The organism is Peribacillus sp. NPDC101480 (assembly GCF_050277335.1).
GTDB lineage: Bacteria > Bacillota > Bacilli > Bacillales > DSM-1321 > Peribacillus.
Window position 1 is genome coordinate 834,834 of the sequence record NZ_JBNNSB010000001.1, and the last position, 23,604, is coordinate 858,437.

Below are 23,604 nucleotides of genomic sequence, written 5' to 3' on the forward strand. Positions count from 1 at the left end.
AATAATAAATTGGGGGCTGGTCTTACATCAATCTTTATTTCCATACATCAATTCCGTGCTTCGGCTGTATAGCTCAATGATATTGCCGAAAGGATCCTCACAATAGATTAAATAATAGGGCTTGTTCTCCCAGGTATTCCATATATCGCTTCGCCTTTTACCGCCAGAAGCAGCAATATCATCAGCCAGCTTTTCGATATCATCCGATACTAAGCAAATATGAAAAAAGCCCTTATAACCGCGACTCTCACCTTTAGGCATTCTCGGCTCCTCAAACTCAAAAAGCTCAATCCCCACTCCATTATCCGCCATCAAATGAGCATTACGCATCTTTTTAATATGTCCACCAAGAAGATCATTCGTCATTTGTTCATTCTCCTCACTCGCATCAAACGAATAGGGACCCGCCAATAATTTGAATCCCAACACCTGCCCATACCACTTAATCGCCGCATCCAAATCAGGTACAGCCAATCCAACATGAGTAATTGCTGTCATATGTATCCCCCCTGATCATTAAAATACCCTTTTAAGGGGAGGGACAAACGGTACCGTTTTTGAACAAAAAAAAGAAGCAATAGCCAATACTGCTTCTTTGATTACATATATCGACTCATGAAATTCATTAAATCTCACCCTCTTCAAGCCTCCTATTATACTCAACTTTACTTATTAACCCTTTTGCATTACAGGTAAGACAATCCGTATAAATATCGTAGGCACCTGTACCTGCGCAAACATGGCATTTAACATGAGTTTCCGGTATATCCTTATGCATGAATGAAAAAACTTTTCCAATATACTGCAGAATAATCATTCCCAAAACTCCTTTTTTTTCTATCATACAACGAAAAAGAGAGAAGAAAACTGGAAATACAATAACATTACTTAAAACAAATAAAACCATAACATAGTTTACATGGGGTTAAAAATTTGATGGGATTCGTGTCTAGTATTAGGATAGTTTTTCATGCTCGCAGAGTTCGTCTCGACCAAAGCAAAATAAAAAGAGCCCTAGGGCTCTAAATTAAACTATTAATGATCAATTTTATCCATCCAATAAAAGAAATCCATAACGGTATGCTCAAAGATGTACCAAACAAAAGTCCTTTAAAGAAATTCCCTTCATTTTCACCTACCATATAGAACACACCTCTCGGCTTGGTTTTCTTGTGATAATTATAAATGAAAGCGCTTTCCTTTCATATGAGACATTAGAAGCAATTACTTTACAATTTAATCCTTAGGAGTAAGAAGACAAGTTGAATCTTAAGGATTTCTCATGAAAACAATATAATCATAAATTAATCTTACCTGATTCTGATATGATGCTGGATTTTATAGCTTTTTTTCGAAGTACGACCAACTTGTGCCATCTCAACACCTGCTTATACCACTTAACCAGTATCCAAATCAGGTAAAGCCATGTGAGTAATTTCTCCCCTAATATTAAAATACCCCTTAAAAGGCGAAGATGGTATTACAAAAATGTCGAGTGTTGTCAGAATAAATTGGAAAAATATTCTTTATTGCTGAAAATTTGATAGTTATAATTAATGAGAGAAAAATAACCAAAAAAAGTGAAATAGAGTCTAGGCAATGTACTCAAATAAGAGTTTACTCTATTTAATAAGACTTCCATGTCAGTCATCAATGTTCAAATATGGGAGGTAAAGATGAGGAAATATGGGTTAATTATTATCGCTGGAATTTGCCTAGCAGTACTGGTTTTTGGCCATCTGCACTGGAAAAACATAAGCCAGACAGCAGGGGTAGAGGCTAGGGAAGCTGCAGCAAAAGTAAAAGAAAAGGAAAAAGAAGAAAGGGAAGCTTTGATACAAAGTTTAAAACCGGAAAATAATAAACAGCAGCCGTTAATAGATTACCTGCATTATAAGTCGCTTACGCAAGAAAGGGTTATTGTTTCCCTATTGGGAAGTAACGGTACCTCAGGAACCGGGGCAAGTAAGACTTCCAATAGTTGGGCTGGACGCTTAGAGAAGAGTTTGCGAGCAAATCGTGATGATTTAGAAACACTAAGTTTCATTAATCATGGACATGAGGGGTATTCAACAGAGGATTTGCTGGAAGGAAAGAAAATTGAAGCGGTCATACAAGATGATCCCGATCTGATTATTTTTGAAAATTCGCTGATAAATAATCATTATCAATCATTAACCTTAGAACAGACGCAAAAAGATTTGGAAAGCATCATGGCAAAGTTACAGAGAGAGCTGCCAAATGCAAAGATTCTAATACTTTCACCAAACCCAGTCGCAAATGGTAAAACGGAGAATAGTTTAGGTTTGAATTATTTAGAATATATTAAAGCTTCCGAGCAGGTCATCAAAACGAATAAATGGACTTATTTAAATAGCAAAGAAGAGATAGAAAAGAAATTAAGTAAAAAGAATATGAGATTGGCTGATATTCTGACGAATGATAATATCCATCCCAACGATCAAGGGCATTACATATGGTTCGAGGTGATGCAGGAATATTTTAAGATAAAGTAGTATATATAACAGGGGGAAAAGTGGCTATATCCACGTTTCCCCCTTTGATTTTATTCATTGCACCTAAAAGAAAGCGGTATCATAGTTTCTCAAGCCTTAAAGACATCACTTTTTACCTTGAATAAAATCGCGCATTTCCTCTTTCGATATTCCTGACCCCATAACATCCTGCATGATTTCCATCCACTCTTCATCCATGCTCTTGTCTGCTTGTTCATTCAACAGAGCATCCACTTTAATACAAAGGATTCTAGCGATCTTTTCCAAAACTAAAATAGTAGGGTTTGTTTGAAGGTTTCTTTCCAGTGAGCTTATATAGGATTTGGCAACGCCGGATTTTGCGGAGAGTTCACTTATTGACATTTTCCTTTCTTCCCTAAGCGACTTAACTCGGTAACCTATCATATAGACCACACCTAACCATTAATATGAAAATAATATACTAATTTAAACTATTACTTTCAGTTTACACATTTTCCTTTCATTTTTAATGATAACTAGGCACTAAAATACTTGGCACAATATTATATTGAAACGGATTTTCCTGTTTTGGTAGGCATTTAGTTAGGTTTACTACAAGAAAATATTGTAAAATAGATAAATCATATAAGGGAAATTGGTATTAGTGTATACTTAGGTTTATTGAAATTTAAGTCACTAATATTCTGGAAAAAGGGTTAAATATATATGATCAAGGCAATATTTAATAATTAGAAATTATTTCCTTTGTATTGCCGTTTTCTTTTTTGTAAAATTACTTTGGCATTTGTAAAGTATTCTTAGTTTGTAAGTTTCATGTAAATTTTCTTGGAAATAGATAAATATAGGTAATATTATGGTATAATGCAATAGGTCATTTTTAACATATCAGGAGGATGAAATGGAAGAAACTATTAGTATTCAAGATATTTTTAAAACATTAAAAAAACGTTGGAAGCTAATCATGCTGCTGACATTAATTGCGGCTTTGATTAGCGGCACGATTTCTTATTTCTTATTAACACCCGTTTACCAATCTTCAACACAGATCCTGGTTAATCAGAAACAGTCGGAGAACCAATTGGACTCAACTCAAATAAAATCTAATATTGACATGATCAATACATACAGTGTGATCATAAAAAGCCCTGCCATTTTGGAGAAAGTCATTGATGAGCTTGAACTAGACCAAAGCGTAGAACAACTTAGTGAAAAAATTACGATTAACAGTCAAGAAAATTCACAGGTCTTCTCATTAACGGTCCAAGATAGTAATCCGTCACAGGCAGTAGAAATAGCAAACACGGTTTCTGAAACTTTCCAAAAGGAAATCAAGGATATCATGAATGTCGACAATGTAAGCTTACTAGCAAAAGCTGAAATTAAGGATAATCCTACACCTGTAAAACCTAATCCGGTATTGAATGTCGCAATTGCGTTGGTGGTCGGGTTGATGGCCGGAGTCGGCTTGGCATTTCTACTGGAGTATATGGACAATACGATTAAGGACGAGGATGATATTGAGAGACTCCTAGAATTACCTATACTTGGATCGATTCAAAAGATTACACAGGTACATAATAAAGGATAATCCGGATAAGAAGATATATGAAAGGAAGCGGGATTTTTGAGAAGTAAAGATAAAAAACAGGTAAATTTAATTGCACAGACAAATCCTAAGTCACCTATCACTGAACAATATCGATTAATTAGAACGAACATTCAATTTTCCTCAGTTGACAAAGAGATCCAAACCATTGTGGTAACTTCAGCAGAGCCTAATGATGGGAAATCGACCACAGCAGCAAACCTCGCAATTGTGCTGGCACAAGAGGACAAAAAAGTTGTACTTGTGGATGCTGACTTGCGGAAGCCATCTGTTCATTATGCTTTTAGTCTTAGTAATATAGAAGGACTTACGAGTGTATTAACGAAGAAAATTAGCATAGAAAAAGCACTAATGAAAACAAATGTGTCTAATCTGGAGATTTTAACAAGTGGGCCAATACCTCCTAACCCTTCGGAATTATTAAATTCCAAAGCGATAGAAACAGCAATTGATGAACTAAAGGGAATATATGATTATATCATTTTTGATACACCGCCCGTTCTGGTAGTGCCGGATTCCCAAATCGTAGCCAATAAATGTGATGGCGTGATTATGGTAGTATCGAGCAGTAAGACAAACAAACAGAGTGCAATAAAAGCAAAGGAACTTTTAGAGAAAGCTAACACATCCTTGCTTGGAGTCGTTTTGAATGGCGTTGAAACCGATAACAGCAATTATTACTACTATCAAATAAAATGAAACAATTTTCGACAAAATAACACCCTGTTTAATGGCAGTTTTATATGCTACTATTAACCAGGGTATTAATTCCTATTTTAGAAGTAGGGGCTTTTTTTCTATTTATTATATAAAGGAAGTGTATGAAATTTGATTGACATACATTGTCACATTCTCCCAGGAGTTGATGATGGGTCTGCGGACATGAAGGAAAGCTTGAATATGGCAAGAAAAGCGGTAGAAGCAGGAATCACCCATTTATTTGCCACACCACATCACTTAAATGAGAAATATGTAAATGTAAAAAGTGACATCATTGACCGTGCAGTGAGGTTAAATGAGAGTTTGCAACAAAACAATATTCCTCTCACCATACATCCCGGACAAGAAGTAAGAATACACCGAGACATATTTTCTTCACTTGAAAAGGAAGAAATCCTAACGTTAGACGATAATGTTACATATTTGCTGCTAGAGCTTCCTTCGGGAAGGGTTCCTGCATACACACAAGAAGTGATATATGAGCTGCTGCTTAAAGGAATAACACCAATTATCGTACATCCGGAAAGAAATAAGGAATTGATAACGAATCATAAACTATTATTTGAATTGGTCCAGGAGGGCGCGCTAACTCAAATTACCTCAGGCAGTATCATCGGGAACTTCGGTAAAAGTATCCAATCATTTTCAAAAAAAATAATTGAACATAATCTGGCTCATTTTATTGCAACAGATGCACATAATATAGGATCTAGAGGGTTTACGTTACAACAAGCCTATGAAAAAATTACGAAAGTATATGGGATAGAACGTACATTTTATTTTAAAGAAAATACTGAATTGCTTCTTCAGGGGTTAAGTCTCATCATTGAAAAACCAGTACCTTTCAAAAAAAAGTTTATGGGTATCTTTTAATAAGGTTGTCGAATAGGAAACGCTTTCACTATTATATAATAAATTACGTTTATATTAAACTTTATATAGGTTTTTTTGAAAAAAAACAAAATATATTTTTCGGAGGGTCTGATATTTAATGAAAAAAGTACGTAAAGCGATTATACCAGCAGCAGGTTTAGGAACGCGTTTTTTACCTGCAACTAAAGCTATGCCTAAAGAAATGTTGCCTATAGTAGATAAACCTACCATTCAATACATTGTGGAGGAAGCGGTTGCTTCAGGAATCGAAGATATAATTATTGTAACTGGAAAAGGAAAACGGGCGATTGAAGATCATTTTGATAATGCATTTGAGTTGGAAAACAATTTAATGGAGAAAAGTAAACTTGAGTTGTTGGAGAAGGTCCAAGCTCCTTCTAAAGTTGAAATTCACTATATCAGACAGAAAGAGCCAAAAGGATTAGGCCATGCTGTTTGGTGTGCGAGAAAGTTCATTGGCAATGAACCATTTGCTGTTCTTTTAGGAGATGATATTGTACAAAGTGAAACTCCATGCCTGCGGCAACTTATTGAACAGTATGATGAAACAAAATCTTCTATTATCGGGGTCAAGCACGTAGCTGATGACGTTACTCATCGGTATGGAATTATTGATCCTATGTCTCAAGACGGTCGTCTTTATCAGGTTAGTAATTTTGTGGAAAAACCAAACACTGGTGAAGCGCCATCAAATCTAGCTATTATGGGACGCTATGTTTTAACACCTGAAATCTTTACGTATTTAGAAACACAGGAAAAGGGATCTGGGGACGAAATACAGCTAACAGATGCAATTCAAAAGCTTAATACTTTACAAAGAGTCTTTGCCTATGAATTTGAAGGGATTCGTTATGATGTAGGTGAGAAACTTGGATTCATTACCACGACTCTAGAATTCGCATTGAAAACTGATGAATTAAAGGAACCACTTCTAAAGTATATCAAAGATTTAGTCCAAAACGAATTGATAATACAAAAATAAGAATAGATAGGGAGGAGGAGCATTTTTATGGGTGCAAAAGAACAGAAGCAGTTTTATACAGATGTGGTACTTAGTAACGAATCTACCACTGATAAACATCGCTTATATTTTACTTTTAAAACACTTAGCGATTTTGTTTTAGCATTAATTGGTCTTTTAATTACGTTACCTATATTAATATTTTTTTGTCTTGCTATAAAGATAGAGTCAAAAGGGCCAGCTTTCTTTTTCCAGGAACGAGTAGGGATAAACGGAAAACTATTTAAAGTAATTAAACTTAGATCTATGTATGTAAATGCTGAAGAAAAGGGTGCACAGTGGGCATTAAAAAATGATCCACGGGTTACAAATGTGGGCTCTTTTATTAGAAAAACAAGAATTGATGAAATCCCGCAACTAATAAATGTTCTAAGGGGAGATATGAGTATAATTGGCCCACGGCCAGAAAGGCAAATCTTTACTGAGGAATTTAGTAAAGAGATTTCTGGTTTTAAACGTCGTTTAGTGATTAAACCAGGTATAACTGGATGGGCACAAGTAAATGGGGGATATGATATTTCTCCAAAAGAAAAATTAAGATTAGATCTATTTTACATACAAAATTTAAATTTTGTTTTAGATATAAAAATTATTTTAAAAACAGTTAAAGTGGTTTTCACAGGAGATGGAGCAAGGTAAGATATAAGGAGTTATAAACATTTTTATAATATAAAATTAATATTCTAATGGTATTCAGCACTTCTTAAACTTAAATTGCGTTTTCTGTGCACCTCTTTTATTGTAGATTCTTCAGTGAAAGTTTTTAATGTGAAATTGGTTATGTTTTTTCTATTCTTGTATTTTGCCTACTAGAAGCTCCCATAAATATGCAATTGTTAGCGCAAAAGGGTTGCTGCGGAACGAAACCTTCTTTAATAAGACGGAGTGTGTTTTCATTCATAGATATTTCTGGAAGTAAACGTTAGAACGATGGAGTAATATATGAAGGAAACATATTTTAGTTTGATATTCAAATGTTGATATTCAAGATCAATTACATTGAAATTTTTGAAATATTAATATATCTTTCTATGGGATTTTTTAAGTTGAAAGATAATTTAAAACAATGGATTTTAATACAGTCTAGTATAAAGGTTTTTTATTTTTAAAGGCAATTATTATTTACTGTTGATATTTAGATTCTTATATAGACTAATAAATATAGATGAAACCTGAGGAATATAAAATGAATAATTTAGTATCAATTATTACGCCAATGTTTAATTCGGAAAAATATATTGTAGAGACAATAACATCAGTTATTAACCAAAGTTATCAAAATTGGGAAATGATAATTATAGATGACTGTTCAACAGATAACAGTAAAAAAATTGTTGAAAGGTACCAGAAGAAAGACCCTAGGATTAAATTAATTGTACAACATGGTAACACAGGTGTAGCTATAGCTAGAAACAGGGGAATTAGAGAGGCTAAGGGAAAATATCTGGCGTTTCTTGATAGTGACGATATTTGGCATAAAATGAAGTTGTCCAAACAAATTGAATTAATGGAAAAGAAAAACTGTGCTTTTTCTTTTACCAGCTACGAAATAATGAATGATAATGGTGAAATGACTGGAAAGGTAATAAAAGTACCGGAAGAGATTAATTACCAAGAGCTCTTGAGAGGTAATATAATAGGTTGTTTAACGGTATTAATAGATTTAGATAAAGTTAGTAATGTTAAAATGCCAAATATTAGACATGAAGACTATGCTACTTGGTTATCAATTTTAAATAAAAATGAGTTATCTGCTCAGGGTATAAATACCCCCTTAGCATACTATCGTAAAGCAAATAATTCATTAAGTTCAAATAAGATTAAAACAATTTCTTGGACTTGGAATATATATAAAAGGCATCTTCAAATGGGCTTTGGTGAAAGTTGTTATAGACTAATTATCTTTGGGATAAATATATTTAAAAAATACTGGAATGCAAGAGTAACTCAGACTAAATAATTCTTGACGTTAAATTATAGTTATAGAGAAGAGAAATTTCGGCAAATATTAAAAAAGTACTCATGTTAAGTATAGATTTCATTTAATACAAAATAAAATATTTCTAAAAAATATAGGTATTTTTCTCAGTACTGAGATATTATTTTATGGGAAAAGGGACTGAGTCAATTTAGCATCTTATTGTTGAATGCAATTAAAACTTACAAACTTAAAAAATATTAAATTATAAAAAATCTTATACTATTTAGTAGTATTTTAATCATGGAAGGAAAATGAAATGGAAATAGATGTTTTATTATCAACGATGCACCAAGAAGATATGTCTATTATTAATAAAATGAATATTAGTGGAAATGCAATAATAATAAATCAATGCAATTATAATAATTTTAAAGAAATCAACGAAAAAAACAGAAATATTAAGATGTATTCATTCAATGAAAGAGGTATTGGTCTAAGTAGAAATACAGCTTTAATGAGATCAACAGCAGATATATGTATTTTAGCAGATGATGATGTAGTATATAGTGATAATTATCAAAGACTTGTGTTAGATGCATTTGAAAATAACCCTAAAGCAGACGTAATTGTTTTTAATGTTCCAAGTCGAAACGAGGATAGAAAGGGTCCTAAAAAAATTGAAAAAAACGCGCGGGTTAATTATTTAAATTGTATGCGATATGGAGCTTTTAACATCGCATTTAAAAGAGAAAGTGTAATAAAAGTAAACATTTCTTTCTCTTTATTATTTGGTGGAGGTGCAAAATATAGTGCTGGTGAAGACACTATATTCCTATTTGAATGTCTAAAAAAAGGATTGAAAATATATCAAAATACTGCTCAGCTAGGTATTGTCAGTCATGAAGAGTCAACTTGGTTTAAGGGTTATAATAAAAAATATTTTTATGATAGAGGAGTTCTATATGCCACACTTACAAAAAAATTATCCTATTTATTAATTTTACAGTATGCTATAAGAAAATATAATTTATATAAAAATGATTTAAAATTGACCACAGCTATTAAGTATATGATTGAGGGCAGAAGAAATTTTTTATTGTAAATAAATCTATAAATTACTTTTTGCTTCCTTTTGGGGTGAGTAACCTTTTTCTTAGACAAGTTATAAGAAAAAATATATCTTTTGAGAGTGATGTTCTGCTAGAGTATCCTTAAGATAAATAATTAATATCCCATTTGTATTTTACAACTCGACTAGTAATCAAAAGTGTCTGTAGATGGAGGTTCGTATTGAGTGCCGAAAAAAAAAGTTTTGATTGTGAATAATAATCTTGCAACAGGTGGAGTGCAGCGTTCTCTAGTAAACCTAATTGATCAAATAAAAGATAAATATGATATAACGTTATTTGTTTTTAACAATAGTGGAGATTATGCGAAATTTTTACCTATAAATATAAAAGTAATTGAGGCATCAGCGTTTTTAAAGTTGATTGGAATGAGTCAATCACAATCAAAAAAGTTGGGTTTTATGTATTACTCTATCAGGGCTGTTTTTGCGGTATATACAAAAATCTTTAGCAATCATGTGCCTATATCCATGCTTGTTTCATCTCAAGATAAATTATTAGGATATGATGTTGCAATTTCATTTTTACACAACGCTGATGAAAAGGTGTTTTATGGTGGATGTAATGAGTTTGTGCTAAGTAGAGTTGATGCAAAACAGAAAATAACATTTGCGCACTGCGACTTTTTAAATTACGGAGGAAACACAGCACGAAACCGAGAAGTGTATAAACATTTTGACAAGGTAGCTACTGTATCAGAAGGTTGTCGACAGAACTTTGTTAAAGCTGTTCCGGAGTTAAAGGATAAAACGTATTGTGTATACAATTGCCATAACTATTCTGAATATATTTATAAGGCCAACATAAATCCAATTGAATTTCCCAAAGATAGCCTTAATATTGTAACAGTTGCTCGGTTAAGTTTGGAGAAGGGAATCTTAAGGGGAATTGATGTCATAAAAAGACTCGTTAAAGAAAATCATAAAATACGCTGGCATATCGTTGGTGATGGTTCACAAAAAAGTGAAATAGAGAAGGAAATTCAAAGTAATAATTTGGCTGAGTACATTATTTTATATGGTAACCAAGAAAATCCATACAGATATGTTAAAAACGCAGACTTGTTTTTATTACCATCTTTTCATGAAGCTGCACCTATGGTGATTGACGAGGCTAAGTGTCTTGGTGTACCTATAATTACTACAAATACCACATCTGCAATGGAAATGGTTAAAGAGGGGTTGGATGGTATTGTTTGTGGAAATAATGAAGAAGAAATATATAAAGCAATAAAAAGAGCTTTTGATGAACCAAGCTTTTTTGAAAAATGCAGAGATTATCTAAGTTCACAAAAATACTCAAACGAAACCGCGATTAAGCAGTTTAACAAGTTGATTTCGAACAAGGAGAAGTGAAAATGACCCAAGTCAAGAGAAAATATGTAATATTGATTTTGACGTTGATAAGCGTATTTATCCTCTCCGTTGGACAGGCTTATAACAATCAAACTCTGTTGTGGGGTACAATGTTATTATTTTTTGCGATAACAGTGTTTTCACATAAAAAATACTTTTTGCCAATTATGCTTTTTTATCTTCCTTGGTCCCCAGTACTAAAAACCAGTCCCGATACTTTTACATTTTTCACACTCGTTGTGCCTTGTATTTTTCTTATAATTATCATGAGTGGGATTAAGATAAAGGATAAATATAGAAAAGAGTATATTTTCCTTCCTATATTTTTTACTGCATACACACTTCTGGTTAAATTACTAAATGGGTTCAATATTGATATGTCATATTTGTTTTTTATCATGATGCTATTCTTTATTCCTATTTATGCCAGGAAATATTGGGAGGAAATTGAATTTGAAACGTGTGTCCTATTTTTAACGTCAGGAGTTATATCCGCTTGCATTGCCGCAAAAATACTAATGAATTTCCCGCATATGCTCGTTTATATAGATGTTTATGAATGGGAAAATGTAGGTTTAACTCGTTTAAGTGGCTTTTATGGTGATGCTAACTTTTATTCCGTACATATCCTTGTAGCTATTGCTTCACTTTTAATTACTCTTAGCAAAACGAGTAAAAAAACATTAATAGTACTCCAAATAGGTGTAATTATTGCATTATTGTACTATGGTATGTTGTCTGTTTCAAAAATGTTTTTAATTTGTGCTGTTAGTATAGCTATACTTTGGTTTTTTACCGTAGTAATTGAAAAGCGCACACTTTTATACAAACTTGGTTTGGTAATGACCATATTTCTTGTTACGGTAATTGCAATTGCAAGTAACTTGTTCACAAAACAGTTAGATCAATATTTAATAAGATTTGGGATGGTTACCGACACCCAGTCATTAACTACTGGAAGAAGCGAATTGTATGAAATGTATTTTAATTATTTGTTATCCAGTACTGACAAATTGTTTTTTGGAGAGGGGCTTTCTTCGGAACTTGTCAATGAATTAGCCTCTCACAATATTATAATACAAATTATCTACCAGGTTGGTGTGTGTGGTTTGATTTTTCTTATTGTTTGGTGGTGGATAGTTTATTCTACCTTACCTAATAAAGTGAAATTAGGCACTACTGAAAAATACTATTTTTTGATAATAATATTTGCTTACTTCCTACCATGGTTATCACTTGATATGCTTTATTTTGATGAGTTTTTCTACATCACACTCTTGTCCATGTTAGCTAAAAAATATTTAGTGAGTCAAAGGAAAGTATCAACTGTGAAAAATAAATTTACCAAATAATGTTTATACCTACAATTATTTAAAGAAATGATAGAGAGATATTATTTCTTTAGTTCTACCGGTATTGTACAAGCTGTAAGACGGATTCAAAGATGAGGTGAAAAAATATGGAATTTAACAATCTTGTTAGTATTATTGTTCCAGTTTATAATTCAGAAATGCATTTAATTGATTGTGTGAATAGTATACTAAACCAATCATATAAAAACATAGAAGTTCTTTTAGTTAATGATGGATCAACAGATAATAGTGGAAGCATTTGTGAAGATTTTGCTAATAAAGACTGTCGTGTAAAATCTATACATCAGAAAAACTCAGGTCCTTCAATTGCCAGAAATACGGGAATTAAAGCCGCAATGGGTGATTATATTCAATTTGTTGATTCTGATGATTATATAGAATCTAATATGACTATGAAGTTAATGGAAGCTATGAATAAAAATGTTCAACTTGTTTTATGTGGATATAAATCGATAAATAATAATAAAATCTATACCGGTGGACATGTACCATCTATTGAAGGTGTTCACGAAATCCATCAATTTATGCAATCATTTGGTGAACTTTATAAAAACAATTTTATTAATTCGCCTTGGAACAAATTATATGTGACTCATATAATAAAACATTTTAATATACGTTTCATAGATAATCTAAATATGGGTGAAGACCTTTTATTTAATCTTGATTACATCAAAAATAGTAATAGAATTTGCATTATTAATGATCAATTATATAACTATCTGAGTAATGATAATTCTCTTACTGAAAGTTTTAAAAAAGATTTTTATGAGAATCAACAAATGTTGTTCCAAAAAGTTAGAGAGTTTTTATTAGAAGAAAAAAATTATACCCAAAACAATAAATATTACATTGAATCATCCTATACAGAAATGATTATTAACTGTTTAGGAAATTTATTTCATAAAAATAGTAATCTAAACTCAAAAAATAGGCGAAATCTTATTTACAATATTGTAAATGATGATTGTTTGAGAAAAAAACTTGTATATTTTAATAATTCCAGCATTCAAACTCGATTTATAGGGTTATTGATTAAAAATAAGTCAGTTATGGGTATTTATTATTATTTTAAAATAAAAAAATTTTTGAAATACTATATTAAACCATTATTTAATTTACTAAAATTAGTTAATAATAAGCAATTTAAGCGAAACTCCTATAATGCTACAATTTAGATGTACAATTTAATGTATAGAATAAATAATAACTGGATTTAGTATGGTTTCATGGACACTTTTTAGTTAAATCTCGATGATTAAAATAAGAGAGGGCGTTTTTCGATATGGGAGGATAATGCATCTATTGAATCCTACTATCCCTCTTAAAGAAGGAACTAGTTCATCACGTGACGCATTTAAATTTCGGAGTTTTCTTTGTTATTAATAGGATATTTATTTATTGGCAATTTAACATTCATCGGGTAGGGAGACAAGAATACAATTAAATTAATATGATTCAGAAAAGGAATTAAAATATGCCTAAAATAAGTGTTATTATACCTCTATATAATGTGGAAAAATACATGGGAAAATGTATTGACTCTGTACTTAATCAAACATTAGTTGAGATAGAAGTGATTTTGGTAAATGATGGATCTCCAGATAAATGTGGAGACATTGCAGAGGAATATAAAAAAAATAATGATAGGATTAAGGTAATACACAAGGAAAATGGTGGTCTTTCATCTGCACGAAATGCAGGATTAGATATAGCTACTGGTGAGTTTATAGCATTTGTTGATTCAGATGATTGGATTGAGCCTAATATGTTCGAAACTATGTATCAAAAAGCAATAGATACAGATGCAGATATTTCTATTTGTAATTATAATAAAATATTTGATGAACATTTAGAAAAGAACTTTTTGAGAATTACCGAAGAAGTTATCGATATTAAAGAAATAGGTTTAATTGAATATTTTTATAGATATTATTTCAATTATATTCATGGGGATGAAGCTTGTAACAAAATCTTCAAGAGATCAATTATAGAAAAAAATTTAATAAGATTTGAAAGAAACTCAGACATATTTTCGGAGGATAAACTTTTTAATCTTTATTTCATTATAAATACTGAAAAAATAACAACTACAAATGAATCATTTTACAATTATTTCCAAAGAGAAGGTTCATTGATGAATGTTCCCAAACCAAAGTTAATCAAACAATATATGAACTTAATGGATAAATTTTTAATTTATTCTCGTAAAAATAATAAAGATAAAGAAATTAGTAGTCTATATCCAGTTATTTTATTGGAGTTATTGAATAGTAGTATATATTATCAATTGAAAACTGGAGTTAATCCTAAGCAATTAAAAAACTTAATTAAAGAAGCTGCTAAGTCAAAAAATTACAAGACACTTATGTTCCAATTATTTATTGGAAAAAAAACCACCCAATTCTGTAAAAGAACAAATAAAAGAATAGATAAACAAATTAAATTAAGAATTTATGGTCTATTACATTACTTAGGTTTATATAGAATAATTTCAATTATTATGTATAATACCTTCAAAAGAATATCCTATTAACATTGAGAAGAAGGTATTCCTTTTATGTCTAAAAAGCAACTTAGTATTAATTTAATAGCTAATTTAATGTCTTTCCTTCTAAGTATGGGTATTAGCTTTATACTTACACCATTTTTAATTAAACATCTAGGGAAAGAAGCTTATGGATTTTATCCGTTGGCTAATAATTTTGTGACATATATTAACTTATTGGTAATTGCATTAAATTCAATGGCTGCAAGGTTTATTATGTTAGAGGTAATGAAAAAAGATATAGTACAAGCTAACATATATTTTAATTCAGTTTTTTACTCGAATATTATAATGGTTACTGTGTTGATAATACCACTTTCTTTAATAATTTTATTTATTGATAGTTTTTTAAATATACCAGCTAACTTGCATACTGATATTCAAATTCTCTTTAGCTTAGTTTTCCTGACATTTTTGATATCTGTTTTAGGATCAGTGTTCAACGTGGCTACATTAGCAACAAACCGAATTGATTTGGGTTCGTACCAACAAATAATTCAAAGCGGAATGAGGGCTATATTATTTATTGTTTTATTTTCAATATTTACACCTTCCATTATCTTTGTTGGTGTCGTCAGTTTAATCGTTATTATTATAGGCTTTGCTATTTCATTTTACTATACAAAAAGACTACTGCCAGAAATACGTCTCTCAATAACATATTACAATAAAAAAGCTGTTATGAAACTCTTGAGTTCAGGGGTTTGGGGCTCTTTTAATCAACTAAGCATTGTTTTATTAACGGGTTTAGATCTTTTATTAACAAATATCTTTTTTGGTGCAACGAAAGCAGGAGAATATTCAGTTGCTCAAACAGTACCATTATTTGTAGTGACTTTAATTGGGACGCTAGTAGGAGTGTTCTTTCCACCCTTAGCAGCGCACTATGCAAAGGACGATAAAAGTGCATTATTAAAAGAAATCGATTTCTCCGGTAAAGTATTAGGAATCTTAATAAGTGTACCGATATCTGCTTTTATCGTTTTTGGAGAAGATTTTTATAAGCTATGGGTGCCAGGCGAAGATGCACGTTACCTTCATTTATTATCGGTAATTATATTTACACCATATTTAATAAATGGGTCAATAAATATATTATACAATGTACAAACTATCCTTAACAAAGTGAGAATACCTTCAATTATTTTGTTGATTACTGGATTAATCAATGTGTTTCTAGTGTTTACCTTAATAAAGTTTACTAATTTAGGTCTTTTAGCAATTCCTATTTCGAGTGTTATATTAAGTATAATTCGTAATTTAACATTTACTCCGATATATACAGCCAAATGCTTAGATATTAAGTGGCATACGTTCTATAATTTATTAATTCGAAACATATTAACAGTTAGTGTATTAGTTTCTTTATTTTATAGTATTAAACATTTTAATCAAATTAATAACTGGACTGATTTAGGGGTAAATTCATTTTTCTGTGCAGTTTTTGGAATAATTATTAGTTGTGTATTAATGTTAAATAAAAAACAATTAAAGCAACTAGTTATGTTGATTATTCAAAAATTTAAATAGGAGAAATAATCTGTGAAGGATATTGTGAAAATATACATGGAAAATAATATTTTTATTTCAATTTATCATTGAAGAATTGAAAATGAAATAGTTCAAATATATGTTACAAAACTCCTTAAGCTGTGCTATCTTACTTCTAAATATTTGGTCTTTAAATATTCATTTTCATGAAATTGCCCAAATTTAAACAAAAGATAATTCAATTGCTACTATATCTATGAAAGGGTGTTAATCGATGATAAAAGTAATTAAAAAAGTTGCTAGCAGCAACAAATATATTTATCAGTTTTTATCAAAAAGTTACCATTTTTATAAATTAAGACAGGTTGTAAAGGAATCTCTAATTGATAGAAACAATAAAAGTATTTTTCTTCTTTTAGAACAAGAACATGGAAATCTGGGAGACATTGCTCTTGGTTATGCTCGGAAAAAATTTTTGCAAGATCATTTTCCTGAATATAATCTAATTGGAATTACGGAAAGAGAGTACAACAATTACACAAAATATATAAAAAAAATTGTGAAGTCTACTGACATTATTACTTTAATTGGTGGGGGAAGTTTGGGGGACCAATATTTAGAACATGAGAATAGTAGAAGGAGTATTATTGAAAATTTTAGAAATAATAAGATTATCTCCTTTCCTCAAAGCATGTATTTTAGTAATACTATTAAAGGAAAACAAGAACAAGAAATTTCTAAGGGTATTTATTCTTCAAATAAAAATCTTACCCTAGTAGCGCGTGATAAGGTGTCATATAAACTTATGAAGAATACGTTTGAAAATAATAAAGTAATTCTAACCCCTGATATAGTTCTATATTTAAACGAAACCATTCCTAAGAGGAATCGTGAAGGCGCATTAGCTTTAATTAGAAGTGACGTTGAAGGTGTATTAAGTAGTGATGAGAAAGAAAAAATTTTTGCTTTGCTAAAAGTTAATTATAAATCCGTAAATAAATCTGACACTTTAATAAATAGGGACGTTCCCCGACAAAAGGTTAGTGAAGAGTTAAGTGATTTATTTGAAATGATAAAAAAAGCTGAGTTAATTATCACTGATAGATTACATGGTATGGTTTTTGCTGCAATAACAAGTACACCATGTATTGTACTTAGTAATTATAATCATAAAATAAAATCTCAATATGAATGGATTATGAATCTTAATTATATAAAATTCTTAGATGATATAAATGATATTGAACATGCAATAGATAATCTTAAAAATGCGGATGGTATAGATTATAATAATGAATATGTTAAGAGTCATTATCAACAGATAATAAATGAGGTAGTTAGTAGCTGATCAATCAGGATACACTTTACTTAAAAGGATAGATGCTTTTAAAAATGCATTTGAAATGGTTTCATCTAAAATTTGTGGAATGTAGAACAGGTGATATTGATGACTCTTCTGACATTTATTGTGATTTCTTGAACAGAGGGGCAAAAGTCATTTTAAATCACGGTTTTTCCGATCATTCTTGGCCCGCACAGATGTAGTTCATTACAGGCTATCTGGTGGAAGGTGGACCAATTCTAATGATTTTGTTTCTTGCCTAATCTGTTAATGAATCCTCATGTGAATACCTATAAGAGACTTTTCTTAAGTGTACCTTTTCGAGTCGTACACTTCAGAAGGTCTTTTTAGTATATGATGCATTTTATGATCTCTAATTCCTTTCTACGATTTATATCCCGACACCTCGGTAGAAAACTAGGTTTCCTACCGTTCTTGAATTACATTTAATTCTTGTTAAGTCCTAAATGAGTAATATATCTTTGCTGTAAAAATTCTCATTTCTAAATCTCCGTTCATAGTGCTTTAGTAATTAGTTCTATTTGTAGTTGCTTCTTCTTTATAATGTTATCATTTTCAGTCTAATTTTAACTAATTCGCTTATTCCTAAATCTAGTCCAATACAATTCAGCTCTTTTTAGAAGCCGATTATAATGTCGGAGACCTCTTTCGGTTTTCTATATTGGCAATTTCTAATGCTGTATCTCTGCAGTTCTTAAACAACTTGTAGAAGACTTGTCTAATCGACTAACCAAGGGTTACTATACTCAAAGATAGTTAGCGCCTATCTGTCATATAATCACCTTAATCCCTTCACACATTCATAGTGTTTATTGGCGAGAGTCATGTTAGTGTCACTTTTAAAATCAATAAAAGAGAATACATTTCCTACTGTTTTTGAGAGGAGATTTAAACATTTCATATTTTTAAAATAGGGTCCATAGTGACTGGGGACGGAACCTTAAATTGAATCAATTCATATACTGGAATAGATTCAATTTACAGAAGAATCGAGGACAAACTTAGACATAGATCTGAACGGCTTGAGCCAAATTTATGCAGTAATATATTTGATACCAGTAATTTGTTATCCTTTTTGCTTATGCGCTTGAAATAACGCATTGGATAATTATATGTAGAGTCTAGTGTTTGCCCTTTTTATTTAAGGGGGATATAAAGGTGACTAATGAGAATGGAGTAAACGTATTAGACTTTGGGGCGATAGGTGATGGTGTCGCAGACGACACTAGGGCTATACAAGAAGCAATTAATTATTGCTCCGTGGCTGGAAGACCAACTAAGGTAATCATACCGAGAGGTAATTACAAAGTAACCTCAGCTCTAAGTTTGACTTCTAGTAGACAAGGGCTAGAACTTGTGGGTGAAGGAAACCGTGCAACGGTAATTAGTCCTTATCATTTGGGTAATGTTATTGAAATATCATCACAAGGGGCTAAAATTCGAGATCTTATGATTTATACAGAAGGGGTTTTTTTGAAAAAGTATACAGGCATTTATGTTTTAAACGCACACTCTGTATCAATTGAAAATGTCCATATAATGTATCCTAAAAATGGTATTATTTTAGAAGGTGATGTTTATTTCCTGAATGCTAGAGACATTCTCATTTTAAATTATATAAATAAGGGAATTTATCTTAAAAAATCTAAGAATGGTGCTACGCCTAATTCAAATGCGTTTGAAATAAAGATGGTAACGGGTGATAATAGCGTTACTACAGGAACGATAGGCGTACACATTGAAGGTGGTATACTTAACGAGTTTCGAGGTGGTCAAATTAGCCATTCTGACATTGCCTTTTATTTAGAAAACGCAAGCAAAAATTACTTTAGGAATATCTGGGTAGAGCACACCAAAAATGCAGTAAAGGCTATATCAGGTATAAACTTCATAGATTGTCATGGCTTAACAGAGAATATTCTTACAGAGGGGGCAATAATAAAAACGTCCTATGGTGAAGTAAGTCCTTATTCATTCCTACCACAAGAATCACCTAATATCACTAAGAGTTTGAAAGGATTGTATTTTTTCAACGAGGGAGAAGGCAACTTAGTTATTGATAAATCTGGAAACCAAAAACACCTAATGTTAACAGGTACCCCAGAGTGGACTGACGATGGTAAATGGGGGAAAGCTGTTAGATTTAATAACCAGATTGGCAACAGAATACTTGCTCCGAAAGATTTGTTAGATTGGAGCCAACCATATACATTTGGTATCCTCGCTAAAATAGAAAATAGGGGGGACAATTTGTATCCTCAATTTGGTCTATTCCTAGATGGGGGAGAGAAGTATGTAGGCTTTATTTTACACAGTTCTTATTTGCAAATAGTAAATCATAACAATTCTTCGGGGGCCAATCTCCACAGCAACCAGACAGTGGGTTACGGAGCTGGAAGTTTTGATAATTTTCAGTGGGTATTCATTTATGTTGATCCCTTAAACAATTTTGTTGAAGTCATTGACCCTACTCAAGATAAACCTGTAGGATTAACTACCACCATTCCAATTCCTATAAAAGATTCACAAAGCATCAGCAAACTATATTTATCAGGTAGATCAATTGCTGTGACCAATATGACGATCGGTGTAATGTCAATGTCTATGTTCTATCAAAGGAAGTTATTAAAAAAAGAAATTCTTGAAATAGTTAACAGTGTAGAAAGACCCCTTATTGAGATGAATGACAAAATAGTAAAATCCACAACTTTAATTTCTCCAAATGGTCTAAGTTATAAAATTTCAGTAGATGAGACAGGACAACTTGTAATCAATAGGGTGTAAGTATGTAAACTTCTAGTTTAATGACTGAAATCGGAAGAGGATCGTAGAGAAAAAATCCAGGAAAATGGAGTGAAAGCAACAGACAATAAATGAAGCACAAACATTAAATTTTTTTAATCAACATATTATATAAACAGTCCTGGTATCATGCTTCCTGATGGAAATAAAAAGATAAAGTGTATACTAAAGTTTTTATGTCGTCATAAGTAAAATGCTATGCTTTTTTTCTTTTAGGTCCTGGCTTAACGAATAGCCTTATAAATGAAAAATGGTCGATTTCACATTTTTCTTATATTTTACCAAACAGGTAAGCGTGATTCCTTGAAAAATACTAAAGATCTTTAACTGGTAATATAGTACAGATAAAACCTCAAAAATATATGAAAAGTATTAATCTTTTTAATGGTAGAGGGTAAAAATCTTAGGACTCAGATCCCCAGATATGAATAGGCTTAACCTAAATATTATTCTGCCTTTGGAAATTAGAATGGCTAAAAAGAGCTTATGATTAACAATGTTTTTATCCTCTAACTAGAAAATATATAACCTTAGAAGTTATCCAAAGCAACTAGTTATTAATAAACTTTGAGTATTGATGTAAATCTTCTATTTATTACGGGAAGCTTCAGAGAAATTCCGTTATTTATCTACTCCCTTCTCACGGAAGACTTATAATCAGGTAAAACTATTATCCGTGACGTCCATTAATTGCAAACGTAGTTCTTAAGCAGTGTTTAAAATAATTTATCAGAGGAGATAAAAAATGAAACGAAGAAACTTCTTACTGAATATTTTTCTTGGTATTTTTGCATTCATTTTTGGTTATACAATAAAAAAAGAGGGTGTAAATCTGTTTTTACAACCAGTCGATTCAACCATGGTTAAAGGTGAAGACGGGAAGTTGATAGCTCATAAAATTAAGGTTTTGACGGAACAGACGGAGGAAGTAGGAAAAAATATACAATCTCATTTTATAAACGTACTATTTCCACCAACACCTTTAAAAGCTTACGATTCAAATAATACCGATAAAGAAAACACAGAAATATTGCAAGATATTATTGACTATGCTTCAGCTAACAACAAAGTTGTCTTTATGCCATCTGGTTATTATATGACTACATCCCCTTTGACAATTCCGTCAAAACAAGGATTTGAGTTGCGTGGAGCCGGAAATAGAAATACAGTTATTCTTCCACAACATCAAGGAAATGTTATTGAGATAGTTAAAGGGCAGTCACATGTTATTAAAGATATAAAAATTGAACATACAGAATCATCAAAGGATAAGTACACTGGCATTTATGTAAAAGATAGCCTTTTAATTACAATTGATAATGTTACAATAATCTTTCCGAAAAATGGAATTACTTTTGAGGGAGGTACTTATGTTTCAGATGTATCCAATTTGTATATATACAAATTCAAAGAAAAAGGTATTTATTTAAAATCAACAGGAACTGGAGACTTTACATCTCCGAATGGTAATAATTTCCTTATTAAGTATATAAGAGGACATGGCGAGAAAGCATCAAATTCTTATGCAATATACATAGAAGATGGCTCTGTAAATAACTTTAGCCACGGGCAATTAAGTGATTGTGACACAGCTATTTATTCTGAAAAAGGAATAAGAAATTATTTTGAGAAGTTTTGGATTGAGAATACTAAAACCCATATAGAGATTCTTGGTGGAACAGCTCATATAAATTCTCATGGTACTTTTAAAAATAAAATAGCAGAAGGAGCTTTTGTGTTTAGCGATAGCGGTCCAGCATCGCCTTATAGTGATTTAACACAAGATCTTTTAAAACAGGATAAAGCATTGAACGCGCTGTGGTTTTTTAATGAAGGTAGTGGATCTACAATATTAGATAAGTCGGGGAATAAGAAACACGCTACATTGCAAGGTACACCTACTTGGGTTAAAGATGGCAGTTGGGGGACGGGTGTTCATTTTAACCATTCAGATGGTAGAAAGATATCTATACCAATTGACACTGTAGATTGGACACAACCTTATACGTTTATTTATAACTATAATATGTTCGATAATGAAGATGAGAATGCTGCTCCTATTGGTTTATATCTAACGAATTCTAAAGAAAACAAGTATTTTTGCGCTGGAGCTAACGTAAGTTCATTAAGCGCGGGATTATATGACGGTGTTGTAGCAGAGTGGCCTAAATCAAGACCATCAGGTCGATACGCTTCTAGAACGATAAAGAACATATGGCAATTTATTTACGTTGATCCAATTGCAAAAAAGGTTGAACTAATAGACCCATACGGAGGAGGAGCTAAGCTACAGTTTACAAACAATTTCCCTATTAAAACACCAACAAAGGCGTTTATAACAGGGCGTGAACACACTACTAATACTATGGAAGGTATTATGTCAATGGCTGGATTTTTCCAAAGAAAATTGTCGATTAATGAAGTGTACGAAATTGTTAATTGTACTGGCAGGCCATTTCAACAATTCGATAAATCTGTTCAATTCAGTACGGTTCTTGTATCACCAAATAAATCAAATTATAAATTAACTGTAAATGATGACGGGACTCTAACTACCACATTAATTTAATAGCAAGTCAGAAGGTATTTCGAAATAATCAGACGGGTAATCATTTATCATTGCTTGTAGAGAAGAGTACCTTTTCAAAAAAATATGTGGAGTGCTGTAAAGCTTGTAAAGCTTGTAAACCTATTCTATAGACCTAGCCGAACGATTAAAGAAAAAATGAACTGACATGGCTATTTTTTGTACAAATTCAGTTTGGTGGCCTTTAGGCGTATATCCTTTGAAACAAATTATTACTGGCTTTATGAAGGAAAGGTATGGCCCTAAGAACCTTTCTATCGTTAGATAGTAAGGGGAAGTACCAAAACATAAGAGACCG

Annotated in this window: 19 protein-coding genes; 16 read left to right on the forward strand and 3 right to left on the reverse strand. The window is 31.5% G+C overall.

The genetic code is table 11. From position 1 onward, the window contains the following. Nucleotides 1-27: 27 nt before the first annotated feature. Together ACQKMF_RS04175 and ACQKMF_RS04180 are read right to left on the reverse strand one after the other, a co-directional pair. Nucleotides 28-498: a VOC family protein gene (locus ACQKMF_RS04175; RefSeq protein WP_427571881.1), complete on the reverse strand. Its 471-nt coding sequence runs from the start codon at nt 496-498 to the stop codon at nt 28-30. Between the two features lie 127 nt (nt 499-625). Next, nucleotides 626-817 (reverse strand): hypothetical protein, encoded by a 192-nt coding sequence (locus tag ACQKMF_RS04180; protein WP_048681418.1) that lies wholly within the window; start codon nt 815-817, stop codon nt 626-628. An 859-nt stretch (nt 818-1,676) separates the two neighbouring features. On the opposite strand from ACQKMF_RS04180, the gene ACQKMF_RS04185 reads away from it, so the two are divergent. Continuing rightward, nucleotides 1,677-2,516 carry an SGNH/GDSL hydrolase family protein gene (locus ACQKMF_RS04185; protein ID WP_427571883.1) on the forward strand — a complete coding sequence of 280 codons (840 nt, stop codon included), beginning with the start codon at nt 1,677-1,679 and terminating at the stop codon, nt 2,514-2,516. A gap of 105 nt (nt 2,517-2,621) precedes the next feature. On the opposite strand, the gene ACQKMF_RS04190 is transcribed toward ACQKMF_RS04185, so the two are convergent. Next, nucleotides 2,622-2,921: a helix-turn-helix domain-containing protein gene (locus ACQKMF_RS04190; protein WP_427571885.1), complete on the reverse strand. Its 300-nt coding sequence runs from the start codon at nt 2,919-2,921 to the stop codon at nt 2,622-2,624. 475 nt (nt 2,922-3,396) lie between these two features. On the opposite strand from ACQKMF_RS04190, the gene ACQKMF_RS04195 reads away from it, so the two are divergent. The 15 genes from ACQKMF_RS04195 (at nt 3,397) to ACQKMF_RS04265 (ending at nt 23,288) form a co-directional block, all read left to right on the forward strand. After that, entirely contained in the window at nt 3,397-4,086 is a 690-nt protein-coding gene (locus ACQKMF_RS04195; protein ID WP_427571887.1) for a YveK family protein, read from the forward strand. Nucleotides 4,087-4,122: 36 nt separating this feature from the next. Continuing rightward, complete coding sequence (locus ACQKMF_RS04200) at nt 4,123-4,803, forward strand: CpsD/CapB family tyrosine-protein kinase (protein ID WP_427571889.1); 681 nt, start codon at nt 4,123-4,125, stop codon at nt 4,801-4,803. Between the two features lie 129 nt (nt 4,804-4,932). Then, nucleotides 4,933-5,697: a tyrosine-protein phosphatase gene (locus ACQKMF_RS04205; protein ID WP_427571891.1), complete on the forward strand. Its 765-nt coding sequence runs from the start codon at nt 4,933-4,935 to the stop codon at nt 5,695-5,697. A 118-nt stretch (nt 5,698-5,815) separates the two neighbouring features. Beyond that, nucleotides 5,816-6,700 carry a UTP--glucose-1-phosphate uridylyltransferase GalU gene (gene galU, locus ACQKMF_RS04210; protein WP_427571893.1) on the forward strand — a complete coding sequence of 295 codons (885 nt, stop codon included), beginning with the start codon at nt 5,816-5,818 and terminating at the stop codon, nt 6,698-6,700. A 27-nt stretch (nt 6,701-6,727) separates the two neighbouring features. Further along, a complete protein-coding gene (locus ACQKMF_RS04215) occupies nt 6,728-7,378 on the forward strand; it encodes a sugar transferase (RefSeq protein WP_427571895.1) in 651 nt (216 codons plus the stop codon). 547 nt (nt 7,379-7,925) lie between these two features. Beyond that, on the forward strand, nt 7,926-8,699 hold the full coding sequence (locus tag ACQKMF_RS04220; RefSeq protein ID WP_427571897.1) for a glycosyltransferase family 2 protein: 774 nt from the start codon (nt 7,926-7,928) through the stop codon (nt 8,697-8,699). 277 nt (nt 8,700-8,976) lie between these two features. Further along, a complete protein-coding gene (locus tag ACQKMF_RS04225; RefSeq protein ID WP_427571899.1) occupies nt 8,977-9,762 on the forward strand; it encodes a glycosyltransferase in 786 nt (261 codons plus the stop codon). Nucleotides 9,763-9,954: 192 nt separating this feature from the next. Continuing rightward, on the forward strand, nt 9,955-11,142 hold the full coding sequence (locus ACQKMF_RS04230) for a glycosyltransferase (protein ID WP_427571901.1): 1,188 nt from the start codon (nt 9,955-9,957) through the stop codon (nt 11,140-11,142). A 2-nt stretch (nt 11,143-11,144) separates the two neighbouring features. Then, a complete protein-coding gene (locus ACQKMF_RS04235) occupies nt 11,145-12,494 on the forward strand; it encodes a hypothetical protein (protein WP_427571903.1) in 1,350 nt (449 codons plus the stop codon). A gap of 107 nt (nt 12,495-12,601) precedes the next feature. Then, nucleotides 12,602-13,693, forward strand: a complete 1,092-nt coding sequence (locus ACQKMF_RS04240; protein WP_427571905.1) for a glycosyltransferase — start codon at nt 12,602-12,604, stop codon at nt 13,691-13,693. A 299-nt stretch (nt 13,694-13,992) separates the two neighbouring features. Then, the gene (locus ACQKMF_RS04245) at nt 13,993-15,051 is read left to right on the forward strand and encodes a glycosyltransferase family 2 protein (RefSeq protein ID WP_427571907.1); all 1,059 of its coding nucleotides are present in this window, start codon (nt 13,993-13,995) and stop codon (nt 15,049-15,051) included. A 24-nt stretch (nt 15,052-15,075) separates the two neighbouring features. Further along, on the forward strand, nt 15,076-16,593 hold the full coding sequence (locus ACQKMF_RS04250; RefSeq protein WP_427571909.1) for a lipopolysaccharide biosynthesis protein: 1,518 nt from the start codon (nt 15,076-15,078) through the stop codon (nt 16,591-16,593). Nucleotides 16,594-16,828: 235 nt separating this feature from the next. Beyond that, on the forward strand, nt 16,829-17,902 hold the full coding sequence (locus tag ACQKMF_RS04255) for a polysaccharide pyruvyl transferase family protein (protein ID WP_427571911.1): 1,074 nt from the start codon (nt 16,829-16,831) through the stop codon (nt 17,900-17,902). Between the two features lie 1,173 nt (nt 17,903-19,075). Beyond that, on the forward strand, nt 19,076-20,701 hold the full coding sequence (locus tag ACQKMF_RS04260; RefSeq protein ID WP_427571913.1) for a glycosyl hydrolase family 28-related protein: 1,626 nt from the start codon (nt 19,076-19,078) through the stop codon (nt 20,699-20,701). Between the two features lie 763 nt (nt 20,702-21,464). Further along, entirely contained in the window at nt 21,465-23,288 is a 1,824-nt protein-coding gene (locus ACQKMF_RS04265) for a hypothetical protein (RefSeq protein WP_427571915.1), read from the forward strand. Nucleotides 23,289-23,604: the final 316 nt, after the last annotated feature.